The sequence below is a fragment of the Marinithermus hydrothermalis DSM 14884 genome, from assembly GCF_000195335.1.
Taxonomy (GTDB): Bacteria; Deinococcota; Deinococci; order Deinococcales; family Marinithermaceae; genus Marinithermus; species Marinithermus hydrothermalis.
On the sequence record NC_015387.1, the window covers coordinates 959,778 to 974,818 of the forward strand.

Here is a 15,041-nt window from a genome sequence, read left to right on the forward strand (position 1 = left end):
GGACCGCCTGGGCCGCACCGATCCAGGCCGCCCAAGCGGTAGTCCCCACGCACGTGGGGATGGACCGAGAAGGCGCAAACGCAAGAAAACCCCGTATAAGTAGTCCCCACGCACGTGGGGATGGACCGTACCTGGACCCACCCCAAACACCCGAAACGAAGTAGTCCCCACGCACGTGGGGATGGACCGGGGGGGTCTTTCATGAATGGCGCTATGGGTTTGTAGTCCCCACGCACGTGGGGATGGACCGCCTTCACTAACCAGAAAAACGAAGAAAAAAGCGTAGTCCCCACGCACGTGGGGATGGACCGTGGCTGCGGCGCGTGGCTCACGCGTGCGGGGTGGTAGTCCCCACGCACGTGGGGATGGACCGGCGCGGCTCGAGCCCGTCCAGCACGCAAAACCGTAGTCCCCACGCACGTGGGGATGGACCGCCCCGCTCGAGCTGCCGGACCTCCTCCTCACTGTAGTCCCCACGCACGTGGGGATGGACCGAGATTGGGGAAACCGCTAACGTCCAGGAAACCGTAGTCCCCACGCACGTGGGGATGGACCGTCCACGGTCTCCTCCAGGACCGCGCCCCGGTCGTAGTCCCCACGCACGTGGGGATGGACCGTCTTCGTGGAGGCGGGTTGGGCTGAACCCATTGTAGTCCCCACGCACGTGGGGATGGACCGGCCAAGTGGGAACGCAAACCCTAATATTTATGTAGTCCCCACGCACGTGGGGATGGACCTCGGCCTTATCCGTGTTGGACGTGGGGGTAATCGTAGTCCCCACGCACGTGGGGATGGACCGATCAGCACCTAAGAGTGAGGTGATTAGTAATGGTAGTCCCCACGCACGTGGGGATGGACCAGAGGGACTACGCGAGGCGCAAAACCTGCTCTCGTAGTCCCCACGCACGTGGGGATGGACCGCTAGAGGTCAAGCCCATCGCGGGGTGGCTAGAGTAGTCCCCACGCACGTGGGGATGGACCGTGCCGGCTCGCTCGGGGTGGACTCGTACCTCGGTAGTCCCCACGCACGTGGGGATGGACCGTATACCCTAGTGGATATCGCGCAACTGGACACGTAGTCCCCACGCACGTGGGGATGGACCCTCTAGCCCCTGCAACACAAAGCCCCGCCCCCAGTAGTCCCCACGCACGTGGGGATGGACCAGCTCACGCCCCTGGAGCGCGTGACGTACTACAGTAGTCCCCACGCACGTGGGGATGGACCAGGACCTCCTCGCCCGTCTCCGCGTCCACGGTTCGTAGTCCCCACGCACGTGGGGATGGACCGAACGAGCACCGCGCCGCGATCATCCTGAACGCGTAGTCCCCACGCACGTGGGGATGGACCTCACGCCGAACCTCAGCAAGAACCGGGACTTCCGTAGTCCCCACGCACGTGGGGATGGACCGCTTGCCCGCGCGCGTGAGGTTGAGGCTATCGAGTAGTCCCCACGCACGTGGGGATGGACCGAACCCAGTTCCGCTCATCAAGCGCACTGAGGTGTAGTCCCCACGCACGTGGGGATGGACCTTGCTCCACAGGCCGAGCAGCGTGCGGGATTGCGTAGTCCCCACGCACGTGGGGATGGACCGAGGGTGCCGCTTACCTACAAGAGCGTCAAGGTGTAGTCCCCACGCACGTGGGGATGGACCGTTTAGTCTCGAGCTCGCTGCTCCGCGCCTCAGGTAGTCCCCACGCACGTGGGGATGGACCGCACAACGTAACGCCCGGAATGTGCCTGAGGGGGTAGTCCCCACGCACGTGGGGATGGACCGCTGGAGCGCCATTGCCTCGCCGATGCGGGGGCGTAGTCCCCACGCACGTGGGGATGGACCGGGACATAACCCTAACCTCACGCCCGAGAGCCCGTAGTCCCCACGCACGTGGGGATGGACCGGGTAGCCCGGTACTCATGCCATGCTTTTTGAAGTAGTCCCCACGCACGTGGGGATGGACCGATCTTCCCCAAGTAACGCGGATGAGGTACCCCGTAGTCCCCACGCACGTGGGGATGGACCGTAACGCGTGAAGTACTTGACGCGCTTTAGTCCGTAGTCCCCACGCACGTGGGGATGGACCGCATACAATAAATCCGCATACGCACTTATTCCGGTAGTCCCCACGCACGTGGGGATGGACCAGAGTATCCGCAAGCACGTCAAAAGCAAAAGAGGTAGTCCCCACGCACGTGGGGATGGACCGACCTCACCCCGCTAGAGATTCAGTCCTGGGCCGTAGTCCCCACGCACGTGGGGATGGACCAAGTGGGAGGAAGCCAAAGCCACCAGGGCCGTTGTAGTCCCCACGCACGTGGGGATGGACCGCCCTCCTGGACTGGTTACGGCAGGACCCGCCCGTAGTCCCCACGCACGTGGGGATGGACCGTCTGCGGAGTCAGAGCCGATGGCCCGGGCCATGTAGTCCCCACGCACGTGGGGATGGACCGAACGCCTTGAGCACCACGCCGAACGCGTCCGTAGTAGTCCCCACGCACGTGGGGATGGACCGACGTGAACGATCTGCTCAGCGCGTGGGCGCTCGTAGTCCCCACGCACGTGGGGATGGACCGGGATCGAAATGGACAAGGCCGGATGGGCGATAGTAGTCCCCACGCACGTGGGGATGGACCGGTCCAGATAGGCGAGGTACCTGTGTTCCCCGTGTAGTCCCCACGCACGTGGGGATGGACCGGAATACCATACACGGGCGATGAAATAAACCGCGTAGTCCCCACGCACGTGGGGATGGACCGTCTACGAATTATTATGCGAAGAACTTCCGCCCGTAGTCCCCACGCACGTGGGGATGGACCGTTGAGGGGTTGTAGGCCCAGGTTGCGTATTGAGTAGTCCCCACGCACGTGGGGATGGACCGCTGGGAGCCGTCAGCGGGCTCTCCATCGGTTAGTAGTCCCCACGCACGTGGGGATGGACCGCCCCTGCGGGAGGTCACGGTACGTGTGCGCTCGTAGTCCCCACGCACGTGGGGATGGACCAGCCGTCCGTGCGTTCCTCATCCGCGAACTCCAGTAGTCCCCACGCACGTGGGGATGGACCGTACCGGAATGGCCGCTTAATGTCCGGGTTTTCGTAGTCCCCACGCACGTGGGGATGGACCGAAAAAAGTCGTGAGCACGCCCGTCACGGGCAGGTAGTCCCCACGCACGTGGGGATGGACCGTTCGCCACGCCGCGCACCATGCGCCGCGGGGCGTAGTCCCCACGCACGTGGGGATGGACCGGATAATCTGCTACAATTCTACGCCATGAATACGTAGTCCCCACGCACGTGGGGATGGACCGATGCTGAATGGGCATATACACGCGGTTTTGACGTAGTCCCCACGCACGTGGGGATGGACCGTCCGCCAGGCGCGCCTCGATCGACTCCGCTTCGTAGGCGCGCTTGCGGGACCTTCCTTGGGGAAGGCGAACCTCTGGGCACGCGGAGTTAAAGGATGCCCAGGATGAGCGAACCTATTCCCCGCGCGATGGCGTCGCTGGTGTTTTGGAAGGGGATCCCGGTCGTGCCAAGCGAGCGGCCAGCTCTGGGGATGCCCCTCCGGTTCGTGCGGCTGGGCTAGGGGTGTAGAATTCGGTCCGTATGGAGGCGCTGGGCCTGTACCGTCGCGCGCGAGCGCTGGGTTTACGCCCCGCTCTGTTGGAGTCCCTAGGGCCGCGCACCGCGTTCGGTCGCCGCACCCTGCTCGGCCTCCGGCCCACGCGCCGCCTCGAGGTGTGGGGCGGGGTTCTGTACGAGGACGGCCGGCTCGTGGGAACGGCCCTGGACCTTCTCGAGCGCCTCGAGGAGGGGCTGGGGGAGGGGCACTTCCCGGCCTGGATTGGGTTTTTCGCGTACGAGTTCGCGCGTCATTTGGGCTTGCCCGCGCGCGCGCCCATGCCGGGCCTGCCCGAGGCGGCGTTTTGTTACTACCCTGAGGGGTACGTTTGGGAGGACGGCCGCCTCGTGGAGGCCCCCAGCGTTTTGTTGGAGGTGGACCCCGGAATGCCCGTCGGGCTTCCGGAGGTGCGGCTCGTGAGCGACTACCCGCGGGAGGCGTTCATCGCTGGGGTGCAGGCGGTGCAGGAACGCATTCGGGCGGGGTGGGTGTACCAGGTGAACCTCTCGCACCGTTTTCGTTTCCCCGCTGTGGGGCTGGACCCCCTGGATTACTACGCGGCGCTGCGGCGCACGAACCCCAGCCCCTTCATGGGCCTCGTGGAGGGGGCGGGGTGGGCGGTGGTTTCCGGGAGTCCCGAGCGGTTGTTCGCGTTGCGGGAAGGGGTGCTATCCGCTCGGCCGATCGCCGGGACCCGCCGGCGCGGCCGCACGCCGGAGGAGGACCAGGCCCTCGAAGCGGAGCTCCGGGCGAACGTGAAGGAACGCGCGGAGCACGTGATGCTCGTGGACCTGCTGCGTAACGACCTTTCCCGCGTGGCGGAGCCGGGGACGGTCGAGGTGAGCGAGGCCTTCACCGTGGAGCGGTACTCGCACGTGATGCACCTGGTGAGCGAGGTGCGGGGAGTGAGCCGAGCCGGGGTGGGGGCGGCTTTGCGGGCGATCTTCCCGGGAGGCACGATCACCGGTGCGCCTAAGGAGAGCGTGATGCAAGCCATCGCTGAGCTCGAGCCCGTGCCGCGCGGGGCGTACACGGGGAGTTTGGGGTATGTTTCCGGGCGGGGGGCGGACTTCAATATCCTGATCCGGAGCTTGACCCTGGCGGGGGGGTGGGCGTACCTGTCCGCTGGGGCGGGGATCGTGATCGAGAGTGATCCGGTGCGGGAGTACGAGGAGACCCGCCATAAGGCCGAGGCGTTGCTGTACGTGCTGGGCCAGGGGCGGCCTGGGGTACGGCCCGAGCCGCCGCGCGTGATTGAGGCCTGGCGTCCTCCGCGGCCGCGGCGACGTTACGCGGCGCGGGTGGTTTTTCTGGAGAACCACGACTCGTTCAGTTACAACCTCGTGAACTACCTGCGGATGCTGGGCGCGGAGGTGCGCGTGGTGGATCACGGGGAGCCGCCCGCGCTTGGGGGGGCGACGCACCTTGTCGTGGGGCCGGGGCCGGGGGATCCGTTCACGGCGGGGCGCACGCTGGAGTGGGTGCGGGCGGCTCTCGAGGATGGGGTGCCGTTCCTGGGGGTTTGCTTGGGGCACCAGGCGCTTGGCGTGGCGTTAGGGGCGGTGCTGGAGCGCGCGCCGCGCCCCGTGCACGGGGAGGCGCACCCCGTGCGGCACGTGGGGCGCGGGGTGTTCGCGGGGCTGCCCGACCCCGCGCCGTTTACTCGTTACCATTCCTTGCACCTGCGCGACCTGCCGCCGGTGCTGGAGCGCCTCGCGTGGACGGAGGACGGGGTCGTGATGGGGGTTGGGCACCGTTCGCGGCCCGCTTGGGGGGTGCAGTTCCACCCGGAGAGCATGCTGAGCCCGTATGGCCTCGAGCTGCTCGCGAATTTTTTGGAGGTGCGGGGTGCGGCTGGTGATCGTTAACGGGGAGCCTGCGGCCGCGGCGTGGCCCGTGGCCTTCGTGTACCATGGGGCTTCGGTCTTTACGACGCTGCGCAGCGAGGGGGGGGAGCCGCTTTGGTGGGGGCGGCACCTGGACCGGTTGCGCCGCCATGCGGAAGCGTTGGGCCTGCCGTACCCGGGGCACGCGGCGTTCGAGCGGGCGTGGGAGCTGCTTCGGGTGCAAGGACCGGACCTTCGGGTGCGGCTCACGGTGGGGGAGGGGGTGTGGTGCGCGGAGGCCAGCCCGTACCGCCCGCTGGAGCCAGGCGTGTACCTCGAGGGGGTGCGGGTGCACGTGAGCCGCTGGCGGGTGCACCCGGACCTCGCCCGCTACAAGACGGGGAACTACCTGCCGTACCGGTTGGCCCTCGCGGAGGCGCGGGCGGCGGGGGCGTTCGAGGCGCTGCTGCTGGATGGGGAGGGGTGCGTGGTGGATGGGAGCCGCACCAGCCCCTTGCTGTATCGGGACGGCGTGTTGACCGTGTTCGAGGGCGGCCTCGAGGGCATCACCCGGGAGGTGGTGGCGGAGGCCGCGCGGGAGATGGGCCTGGGGGTGCGCCGGGCGCGTCTTGCGCCGGGGGCGCTTGCCGGGCAGCTGCTCCTGGCGGGGAGCGGGGTGGGGCTGGTTCCGGTGGGGGCGGTGCGGGACGCTGAGGTGCGGGCGTTGGTGGAGCGGTTCCGGCCTGGGGGTGGGCCGAGGTAGGCTTCGTGCCTTTTGGATTGAATCCTTGACCCTTTGCGTTAGGGGGGGTACACTCTAGGGTAACCGCGCGGGCGCGCGGCGACAATCTGCCCGTTCTCTTATCCAGAGCGGTGGAGGGACCGGCCCTGTGAAGCCGCGGCAACCGGTGGGCGTGCGCCCACGTCACGGTGCCAATTCCGGCCCGCTTCGGCGGGGAAGATAAGGGAAGGGGAGGCGGCCTAAAAAGCTTAACCCCCTTCTCGAGCGTTCTGGAGAACGACGCGGGAAGGGGGAGTTGCTACCCCCTTCCAACCGGCCCGCGCGGGGAAGGAGGGGGTATGCGCGATACCATTCCGGTGCAGAAAAAGACGGGGCACGCCGCCCGGAAGGGGGCGGTATGACCGGGACCGTGGTGTGCGAGGCGTGGGGGGAGCACGAGGCGTTACTGCTGCACCCCGTGACTGACGCGTCGGATGCGGCCACGGTGCGGCCGCGTACCGCGGTGCTTTGGCCTAGAACCGCGCCGTTCGTGACTGAGGAGGGGCGGTTGATTCCCGAGGTGCGGGTGCGGTTCGAGACCTACGGCCGGTTGAGCGCCCAGCGGGACAACGCGGTCCTCGTGTTCCACGCCCTCACGGGCAGCGCGCACCTCGCGGGCACCTACGACGCAGCGACCCTGGCGCGGCTCACGCCTTTAGAGCGGGCCTTTGGCCCTAAGGGCTGGTGGGACGCGCTCGTGGGGGCGGGCCGGCCCCTGGATCCCGAGCGGTACTTCGTGGTGTGCGCGAACATCCTGGGCAGTTGTTACGGCACCACCGGCCCCACGAGCCGAAACCCCACGACCGGCCGGCGGTACGGTCCGGAGTTCCCCCCCATCACCATCCGGGACATGGTGCGGGTCCAGGCGCGGCTTTTGGATCACCTGGGGGTGGAGCGGGCCCTGGTCATCGGGGGCAGCATGGGGGGAATGCAGGCCCTCGAGTTCGCCCTCATGTACCCCGAGCGCACGGCGGGGCTCGTGGTGATCGCGGCCACCGAGCGCTACGGCCCCTGGGCGCGCGCGTTTAACCGCGTGGCCCGCGAGGCGATCCTGAACGACCCCGCTTTTCGTAACGGGCGTTACGAGGCCCAGCCTCCCGGCCTGGCGGTGGCCCGCGCTGTGGCCATGATGAGTTACCGCGCGCCCCGGAGCTTCGAGGCGCGCTGGGGGGCGGACCCCAGCCAGAGCGAGCGCTACATCGCTTACCAGGCCCAGCGGTTCCTGCGGCGCTTCGACGCGAACACCTACCTCACGCTCTCCCACGCCATGACCACGCACGACGTGACCCGCGGCCGGGGGGCGTTACCCGAGGTCCTCGAGCGCCTAGCGATGCCGCGGCTTTTCGTGGGGATCGACAGCGACCTCCTCTACCCGGCCCCGGCGGTGCGGGCGCTGGCCCAGGCCGCGCGCGGCGAGTACGCGGAGCTGGTCAGCCCGCACGGGCACGACGCCTTCCTCATCGAGCACGACCAGGTGGCCGCGGTGCTCAAGGCCTTTGGGGTTTAGCGCGGCGGTAACGCCCAAGCAGAACCCAGAGGGCGAGGAGTACCGCGAGCAGCACGCCGAGGCTCGGGCGCACTGAGGCGGTGCCCGTATCCAAGGGCACCGCTTGCGTAACGAGCCCCCCGGGCGTGATGAGCAAGGTCACGGGTACCGTGGGGCCTTTCAGCTCGAGTCCGGCGATCTCGAACCGCACCCGCACGGGGGTTTCCGGGCCGAACTCTAGGGTGCCCGGCTGGATCTCGATGCGGGAGAGCGGCGCGTACCCCTGGGTTTGGCGTTCCTCGAGGACGCCTTCCACCCCCTGGAGGACGACCGCGGTGAGCGCGAGGGGTTCTTCTTCCCCGTAGACCAGCCGCGCCTCGAGGAAGGCTTCCGTATCGCGCACCAGGATCCGGGCGTTCTCGAGCTCGAGGTGCCCGCCGTGGGCTTGCGCGAGCGTGCCGAGGAGGAGGAGGGTGAGGAGGAGTGCGCGCATGGGGACTCCCGTTAGAAGCGACCGCCCCGCGCGAGGATGGGTTTCAGGTCCTCGGCGAGGGTCTGAGGGGCGAGGTTGGCTTCGTTGTACACCACGCGGAGCCGCCCTTGGGGGTCCACGAGGTTGATCGTTGCGGTGTGATCCACCAGCTGGTCTCGAGCCCGGTAGTAGATGAAGAACGCGGAGGCCGCTTGAGCGATCGCTTCTGGGGTGCCGGTGAGCCCCACGAAGCGGGGGTGGAACCCCGTGACGTACTGCTGGATCCGCTCGGGGGTGTCCGTTTCGGGGTCCACGCTGATCATCACGACCTGAAGGTCCTCGGGCTCTCCGAGCGCGCGGTAGGCGAGCGCGAGTTTTTGCATCGTGAGGGGGCAGACGTCGGGGCACCGGGTGTACCCGAAGAAGACGAGGAGGGTCTTCCCGCGGAACGCGCTAAAGCGTCGTGGGCGCCCGTCCCCGTCTATTAGCGTGAAGTCCGGGACGGGGCGCGGCGTGCTGAGCATCGTGCCGTGAAACGTGGGTTTGGGAGAAAGCGCCTTGTAGGCGGCGTACCCCGCGATCGCTAGAACCCCCGCGACGAGTAGAGCGATTCGCCAACGCATCGTCCCTATTCTAGAGCCCCCGCCTGGGACATTTGGCCCAAGCGCTGTTGGATGAGGGCCTCGAGCCCCGCCTCGTCCAGCACGGGAATCCCCAGCTCGCGCGCTTTTTGGAGCTTGCTGCCCGCGCCCGCACCCGCGACCACGTAACTCGTTTTCTTGCTGACCGCGCTCGCGACCTTCGCGCCCAGCGCTTCAAGCCGCCGCTTCACCTCGGCTCGGGGGCGGGAGAGCTCCCCGGTGAGGACGAAGGTCAGGCCCGCCAGCGCGTCCGATCGGGGGCGTTCCTTGGCCTCGAAGCTCACGCCCGCGGCGCGGAGCTGCTCGATCAGCTCGAGCATCGCGGGGTCGTGAAGCGTTTCGTGGATGCGGCGCGCGGTGAGTTCTCCCACGTCCTCGACCTCCAAGAGTTCCTCCGGGGTGGCCTCGAGCAGCCGGTCCAGGGTGCCGAAGCGGCGCGCGAGCGTGCGGGCGAGGGCCTCCCCCACCTGGGGGATGCCGAGGGCGAACAGCAGCCGCTCCAGGCCGCGCGTTTTGCTCGCTTCGATCTGGGCGAGAAGGTTCTCCGCGCTTTTCTCCCCGAAGCGCTCTAGGCTCACCAGGTCCGCCTTGGTCAGGCGGTAGAGGTCTGCGGGGGTGCGGATCAAGCCCTTCTCCAGCATCTGCTCGATGTGCCGTTCCCCCAGGCCCTGGATGTCCATGGCGCGGCGCGAGGCGTAGTGCCGGATGCGTTCGAAGGCCTGCGCGGGGCAGAGGGGGTTGGGGCAGCGGTGGATCTTGCCCTCCAGGACCAGGGCGTGCCCGCAGGCCGGGCAGGCGTCCGGGAAGACGAGGGGCCGTTCCGTGCCCGTGCGCTCCTCCTTCAGGACCCGCAGCACCTCGGGAATGATCCCGCCGGCCTTGTGCACCAGCACCCAGTCCCCCAGCATCAAGCCCAGCTCCTCCAGGTACGCCTCGTTGTGCAGGCTCACGCGGGAGACCGTGGTGCCGTCGAGCAGGACCGGCTCGAGGACCGCCACGGGGGTGACGCGGCCGGTGCGCCCCACCTGGAAGATCACCTCGAGGACCCGGGTCTTCTTCTCCTCGGCGGGGAACTTGTACGCCACGGCCCAGCGGGGGCTTTTGGCCGTGTACCCGAGCTCGTCCTGCCAGGCGAGGTTGTTGAGCTTCACCACGACGCCGTCCGCCTCGAAGGGCACCGTGTGCCGCTGGGCGAGGAAGGCCTGGTAGGCGGTCTCGATGCCCTCCACGCCGCGCACCACCCGCGCGTGGGGTTCGACCGGGAAGCCCGCCCGCTTGAGGTAGTCCAAAAGCTCAGCCTGGGTCTCGACACCCGTCTCCTGAAGGCCCAGCCCGATCCCGTAGAAGTAGGCCCGCAGGCCGCGCGTCGCGGTGACGCGCGGGTCTTGCTGACGCAGGGAGCCGGCCGCGGCGTTGCGCGGGTTCTTGAAGGGAGGCAGCCCCGCCTCCTCGCGCGCCTGGTTTAGTTTCAGGAAGGTGTCGCGCGGCATGTACACCTCGCCGCGCACCTCGAGGCGCGCCGGCGCGCCCTCGAGACGGCGGGGCACGTCCGGGATGGTGAGGAGGTTCTGCGTGACCTCCTCCCCGGTCCGGCCGTTCCCGCGGGTCGCGCCCCACACCAAGAACCCTTCCTCGTAGTACAGGTTGACCGAGAGGCCGTCGATCTTGTACTCGACCGTGTACTCGAACGGGCCCGGCCTTCCCAGGGCGCGCTCGAGGCGCGCCTCGAACTCCCGGACCTCCTCGAGGTTGAAGGCGTTGTCCAGGGAGTACAGGGGCGTGGGGTGCTGAATCTCGCGGAAGCTGGACTCAATCATCCCGGCTCCCACGACCTGGGTGGGAGAGTCCGGGGTGACGAGGTCGGGGTAGCGGGCCTCGAGGGCCTTAAGTTCTCGCATTAGAGCGTCGTACTCGGCGTCGGAGATCTCGGGGTCGTCCAGGACGTAGTAGCGGTAGTTGTGGTAGCGGATGGCCTGCCGCAGCTCGAGCACCCGTTTCTTGGCTTCTTCCCGCGTCACGGTCCTAGTTTACCCGGGGGGCTGGGGGAACTTTGCTGTATCGCGTATAATGTCCGTTGGCTGCGAAAGCCATAACGGGAGGTAAGTGATGAAACGACTGCTGCTAGTATCCGCGATGTTAGCTACGCTGCTGGGTATGGGTTCCGCCCAGAAATTGATCGGTATTGCCTTCGACGCGGGCGGGAAGAACGACCGCAGCTTCAACGAGTCCACCTGGAAGGGGGCGCAGCGGGCCGAGAAGGATTTTGACATCCAGCTGTTCGACTTTGAGCCGGCGGATCCTTCTCAGGTCGGCCAGGGGATCCGGGCCTTCGCCGAGGAGGGGTTTGACCTGATCATCGGCGTGGGGTTCGCGAACGAGCCCGCGATCACCGCGAACGCGCGGGAGTTCAAGGACGTGAACTTCGCGGTGATCGACGCGGTGCCGGGCGAGGGCAAGCTGGAGAACGCCGTGGGCCTGGTGTTCCGGGAGCACGAGGGTTCCTTCCTGGTGGGGTACATCGCGGGTAAGCTCACCCAGACCGGTGTGGTGGGCTTTATCGGCGGCATGGACATCCCGCTCATCCATAAGTTCGAGCAGGGGTACAAGGCCGGCGTCGAGTACGCCTGCCAGGAGGACGGCATCGAGTGCACGGTGCTGATCAACTACGTGGGCAACACCCCCGCGGCTTGGAACGACCCCGCGAAGGCCAAGGAGATCGCCATCAACCAGAAGGCGCAGGGCGCGGACATCATCTACCACGCGGCCGGCGGTTCGGGGCTGGGGCTGATCGACTTCGTGAAGCAGGAGATGTGCATCAAGGCCTCCGACCTCCCGGCGGGCGTGGAGTTCATCCGTGACCCGTTCGCGGACGTGCCGAAGTACCCCGCGTACGAGCAGAAGTGCGGCGAGGATGCGCGGCCCCTCTTCTTCATCGGGGTGGACGCGAACCAGAACTTCCTGGGGGACACCGACAACAACCCCGAGACGCTCAACCACGGCCTGACCTCGATGCTCAAGCGCGTGGACGTGGCCACCTACGAGGTGATCGAGTCCGTGGTGAACGACGCTTTCCAGGGCGGCGTGCGGGAGTTCGGCCTGGAGAACGACGGGGTGGGGTACGCCCTGGACGAGTACAACCGGGCCTTGATCCCCGCGGCGGTCGTCGAGGCCCTGGACCGGATCAAGCAGGACATCATCGCGGGCCGCATCGAGGTGCCCGCCTCGCGCTAAGGCTCGAGCCCCCCTGGGCCCCCGGGGTGTTTCCCCGGGGGTTTCGTATACTGGGGCCGTGAGTGAGTACGCGCTTGAACTGCGGGGGATCACCAAGCAGTACCCTTTGGTCCTGGCGAACGACGACATCCACCTCGGGGTGCGCTGGGGCGAGGTGCTGGCCTTGGTGGGCGAGAACGGGGCCGGGAAGTCCACCCTCATGAAGATCGTCTATGGCCTCGTGGAGCCCGACCGCGGCGAGATCTACGTGGACGGTAAGCGGGCGGAGATCCGCGGCCCGGCGGACGCGATCGCCCTGGGTATCGGCATGGTGCACCAGCACTTCATGCTGGTGGACCCGCTTTCCGTGGTGGACAACGTGATCCTGGGCTCCGAGCCGGTGCAGGGCGTTTCGATCGATTACCGCAAGGCCCGCGCCGAGGTGGTGCGCCTCATCGAGGAGCTCGGGTTCGACCTGGACCCCGACGCCCGGATCGAGGAGCTGCCCGTGGGCTTGCAGCAGCGGGTGGAGATCCTCAAGACCCTCTACCGCAAGGCGCGGATCCTCATCCTGGACGAGCCCACCGCGGTGCTCACTCCCCAGGAGGCCGCGGAACTCTTCCGCTTCCTGCGGCGGTACGTGGCCCAGGGGAACGCCGCGATCATCATTACGCACAAGCTCGACGAGGTGATGGAGGTCTCCGACCGCGTCACGGTGATCCGCGACGGCCGGGTCGTGGGCACGGTAGCGACCCAGGAGACGAGCCCGCCCGAACTCGCGCGCATGATGGTGGGGCGCGAGGTGATCCTGACCGTGGAGAAGCGCCCCAAGACCCCTGGGGAGGTGGTGCTCGAGGTTCAGGACCTCCGGGTGGCGGAGGCCGGGAAGAAACCCCGGCTGGATGGGGTGTCGTTCCAGGTGCGCGCGGGGGAGATCGTGGGGATCGCCGGCGTGGAAGGGAACGGCCAGACCGAGCTGGTGGAGGCCGTTACGGGCCTCAGGCCGTACAGCGGAACTGTGCGCTACGGCGGCGAGATCCTCGCGAGGCCGGACGCGCGGCGGGTGCGGGAGTGGGGCGTGAGCCACATCCCGGAGGACCGGAACGCCCGCGGGCTGGTGCTGGACTTCCCCACGCGGGACAACGTCATCCTGGGGGACCATTACAAACCGCCGTTTGTGGGCGCTTTCGGGTTTTTCGTGGACGAGGCGGTGAACCGCTACGCGCAGGAGGTGGTGGAGGCGTTTGACGTGCGTCCCCGCAGCATCCACCTCTCCGCGCGGCGCTACTCGGGCGGGAACGCCCAGAAGATCATCGTGGGCCGCGAGCTCGCCCGGCGTCCCCGGCTGCTGGTGGCGGCCCAGCCCACGCGCGGCGTGGACATCGGAGCGATCGAGTTCATCCACCGCCGCATCGTGGAAGCGCGCGACGCGGGCATGGCGGTGCTGTTGGTCTCCGCGGATTTGAACGAGGTCATGAGCCTATCGGACCGCATCCTGGTGATGTACGAAGGCCGGATCGTGGGGGAGGTGCGGCCGGGCGAGGTCACGGAAGAGGAGCTGGGCTTGATGATGGCGGGGATGCGCGCGAACGCTTAAGCGTACGGCCCACGCCGGGGCGCGCGAAGCCCCCCGGCGTTGTTTTTTTTCGCGAGTGAGCCTTTACTGAGTAGCCCGCATGACACGGTACGGCCCCACGGGTGCGTAGGGTGGAGCGTGGAGGTCAACCGTGCGAAACCTGTATGTAACCGTTTTTTTAGGGTTGCTGTTTGGGGGGGCGGCCGTGGGGCAGAGCTTTAACTTCGTCGTGCTCGAGGTGGACGCTGATACGGCCAACATCCCCGTGAACGAGGTCATCAGCGGCGGCCCCCCGCCCCAGGGCATCCCGGCGTTGGGGTTTACCGGGAGCTTTAACGGCCGGGTGCCGCCCACCCCGGCCCCGAAGTTCATCGCTGCGGAGGCGGCCTCGGCGTGGCTCGAGCCCCAGGAGCCGGTGCTGGCCTTCGGAATGAACGGGGAGGCCAAGGCCTATCCCTTGCAGATCCTGATGTGGCACGAGATCGCGAACGATGTCGTGGGTGGGGTGCCCGTGGCCGTGACCTTCTGCCCGCTCTGTAACAGCGCCTTCGCCTACGACCGCCGCGTCCCCCTCACCCAAGCTCAGCTGGAGGCGGTGCGCGCGAAGAACCCGAACGCGCCCCTCGTGGAGCCGGACGCCGCCTACCTCGAGGCCTACGCGGATGAGGTCGGGGAGGAAGCGGCGGCTCAGGTGGTCGCCGCGCTCGAGGTGACCTTCGGCACCTCAGGGATGCTCTTCAACTCCAATCTGGTGATGTTCGACTCGGCGACCAGTACCCTCTGGGCGCAGCTCGCCGCGGAGGGCAACGTGGGCACCCTGACCGGGGTGAAGCTCCTGCGCTACCCGGTGCAGATCGTGAGCTTCGCGGAGTTCCGCGAGGCCTTCCCGGAGGGCGTGGTGCTCTCGCGAGAGACGGGGTTCTCCCGGCGGTACGGGCAGAACCCGTACGTCGGGTACGACCGCGTGGACCAGCCGCCCTTCCTGTTTAGCGGGCCGACCGACGGCCGCCTGCCCCCCAAGCTGCGCGTGGTGAGCCTCGAGCTCGGTGGGGAACCGGTCGCCTACCCCTTTAGCGTCTTGGAGGAGGTGCGGGTGGTGAACGACGCGGTGGGGGGCGTGCCGATCGTGGTGATGTGGCGGGAGGGCACCACGAGTGCCTTGGACCGTTCCTCGATCAGCGGCAGTAAGGATGTCGGTGCGGTGGCGGTCTTCCGCCGGGAGCTGGACGGGCGGGTGCTGACCTTCGAGTGGAACGGCGAGGCCTTCGTGGACCAGCAGACCGGGAGCACCTGGAATCTGTTCGGGGCGGCGACCTCGGGGCCGCTCGAGGGCCAGCGGCTCGAGCCGGTCATTCACGACAACACCCTGTGGTTCGCCTGGGCGGCGTTTAAGCCCGAGACCCGGGTGTACGGTATCTCGACGGAGTAGC

At 67.7% G+C, this 15,041-nt stretch carries 9 protein-coding genes, 1 CRISPR repeat array and 1 riboswitch (1 of these 11 only partly in view); of the genes, 6 read left to right on the forward strand and 3 right to left on the reverse strand.

Annotated elements, in window-relative coordinates:
• Positions 1–3,363: direct repeats of the CRISPR family, unit length 29 nt; unit sequence GTAGTCCCCACGCACGTGGGGATGGACCG; it begins 84 nt to the left of the window's first position.
• Positions 3,364–3,603: 240 nt separating this feature from the next.
• The 3 genes from MARKY_RS04940 (at position 3,604) to metX (ending at position 7,733) form a co-directional block, all read left to right on the forward strand.
• Positions 3,604–5,487 carry an aminodeoxychorismate components I/II gene (locus tag MARKY_RS04940; protein WP_013703777.1) on the forward strand — a complete coding sequence of 628 codons (1,884 nt, stop codon included), beginning with the start codon at positions 3,604–3,606 and terminating at the stop codon, positions 5,485–5,487.
• On the forward strand, positions 5,474–6,208 hold the full coding sequence (locus MARKY_RS04945) for an aminotransferase class IV (RefSeq protein ID WP_041658284.1): 735 nt from the start codon (positions 5,474–5,476) through the stop codon (positions 6,206–6,208). Before MARKY_RS04940 ends, MARKY_RS04945 begins: the two co-directional genes overlap by 14 nt.
• A 95-nt stretch (positions 6,209–6,303) precedes the next feature.
• Positions 6,304–6,413, forward strand: a riboswitch (SAM riboswitch).
• Positions 6,414–6,584: 171 nt separating this feature from the next.
• A complete protein-coding gene (metX, locus tag MARKY_RS04950) occupies positions 6,585–7,733 on the forward strand; it encodes a homoserine O-acetyltransferase MetX (protein ID WP_013703779.1) in 1,149 nt (382 codons plus the stop codon).
• Here the strand turns inward: metX and MARKY_RS04955 are convergent.
• The 3 genes from MARKY_RS04955 to ligA are packed head-to-tail and all read right to left on the reverse strand — an operon-like array spanning position 7,714 to position 10,843.
• Positions 7,714–8,205, reverse strand: a complete 492-nt coding sequence (locus tag MARKY_RS04955; RefSeq protein ID WP_013703780.1) for a hypothetical protein — start codon at positions 8,203–8,205, stop codon at positions 7,714–7,716. The genes metX and MARKY_RS04955 overlap by 20 nt on opposite strands.
• A gap of 11 nt (positions 8,206–8,216) precedes the next feature.
• Entirely contained in the window at positions 8,217–8,807 is a 591-nt protein-coding gene (locus MARKY_RS04960) for an SCO family protein (protein WP_013703781.1), read from the reverse strand.
• A gap of 5 nt (positions 8,808–8,812) precedes the next feature.
• Entirely contained in the window at positions 8,813–10,843 is a 2,031-nt protein-coding gene (gene ligA, locus MARKY_RS04965) for an NAD-dependent DNA ligase LigA (RefSeq protein WP_013703782.1), read from the reverse strand.
• Positions 10,844–10,931: 88 nt separating this feature from the next.
• On the opposite strand from ligA, the gene MARKY_RS04970 reads away from it, so the two are divergent.
• The 3 genes from MARKY_RS04970 (at position 10,932) to MARKY_RS04980 (ending at position 15,040) form a co-directional block, all read left to right on the forward strand.
• Positions 10,932–12,056: a BMP family lipoprotein gene (locus MARKY_RS04970; protein ID WP_013703783.1), complete on the forward strand. Its 1,125-nt coding sequence runs from the start codon at positions 10,932–10,934 to the stop codon at positions 12,054–12,056.
• A 58-nt stretch (positions 12,057–12,114) separates the two neighbouring features.
• Positions 12,115–13,632, forward strand: a complete 1,518-nt coding sequence (locus MARKY_RS04975; protein WP_013703784.1) for an ABC transporter ATP-binding protein — start codon at positions 12,115–12,117, stop codon at positions 13,630–13,632.
• A 130-nt stretch (positions 13,633–13,762) separates the two neighbouring features.
• Positions 13,763–15,040: a DUF3179 domain-containing protein gene (locus tag MARKY_RS04980; RefSeq protein ID WP_013703785.1), complete on the forward strand. Its 1,278-nt coding sequence runs from the start codon at positions 13,763–13,765 to the stop codon at positions 15,038–15,040.
• Position 15,041 lies beyond the last annotated feature (1 nt).

What these genes read in the sequence shown, in the direction of transcription:
- metX (WP_013703779.1), top strand. Translation starts at nt 6,585, where the DNA reads ATGACCGGGACCGTGGTGTGCGAGGCGTGGGGGGAGCACGAGGCGTTA.
- MARKY_RS04955 (WP_013703780.1), bottom strand. Translation starts at nt 8,205, where the DNA reads ATGCGCGCACTCCTCCTCACCCTCCTCCTCCTCGGCACGCTCGCGCAA.
- MARKY_RS04940 (WP_013703777.1), top strand. Translation starts at nt 3,604, where the DNA reads ATGGAGGCGCTGGGCCTGTACCGTCGCGCGCGAGCGCTGGGTTTACGC.
- MARKY_RS04970 (WP_013703783.1), top strand. Translation starts at nt 10,932, where the DNA reads ATGAAACGACTGCTGCTAGTATCCGCGATGTTAGCTACGCTGCTGGGT.
- MARKY_RS04960 (WP_013703781.1), bottom strand. Translation starts at nt 8,807, where the DNA reads ATGCGTTGGCGAATCGCTCTACTCGTCGCGGGGGTTCTAGCGATCGCG.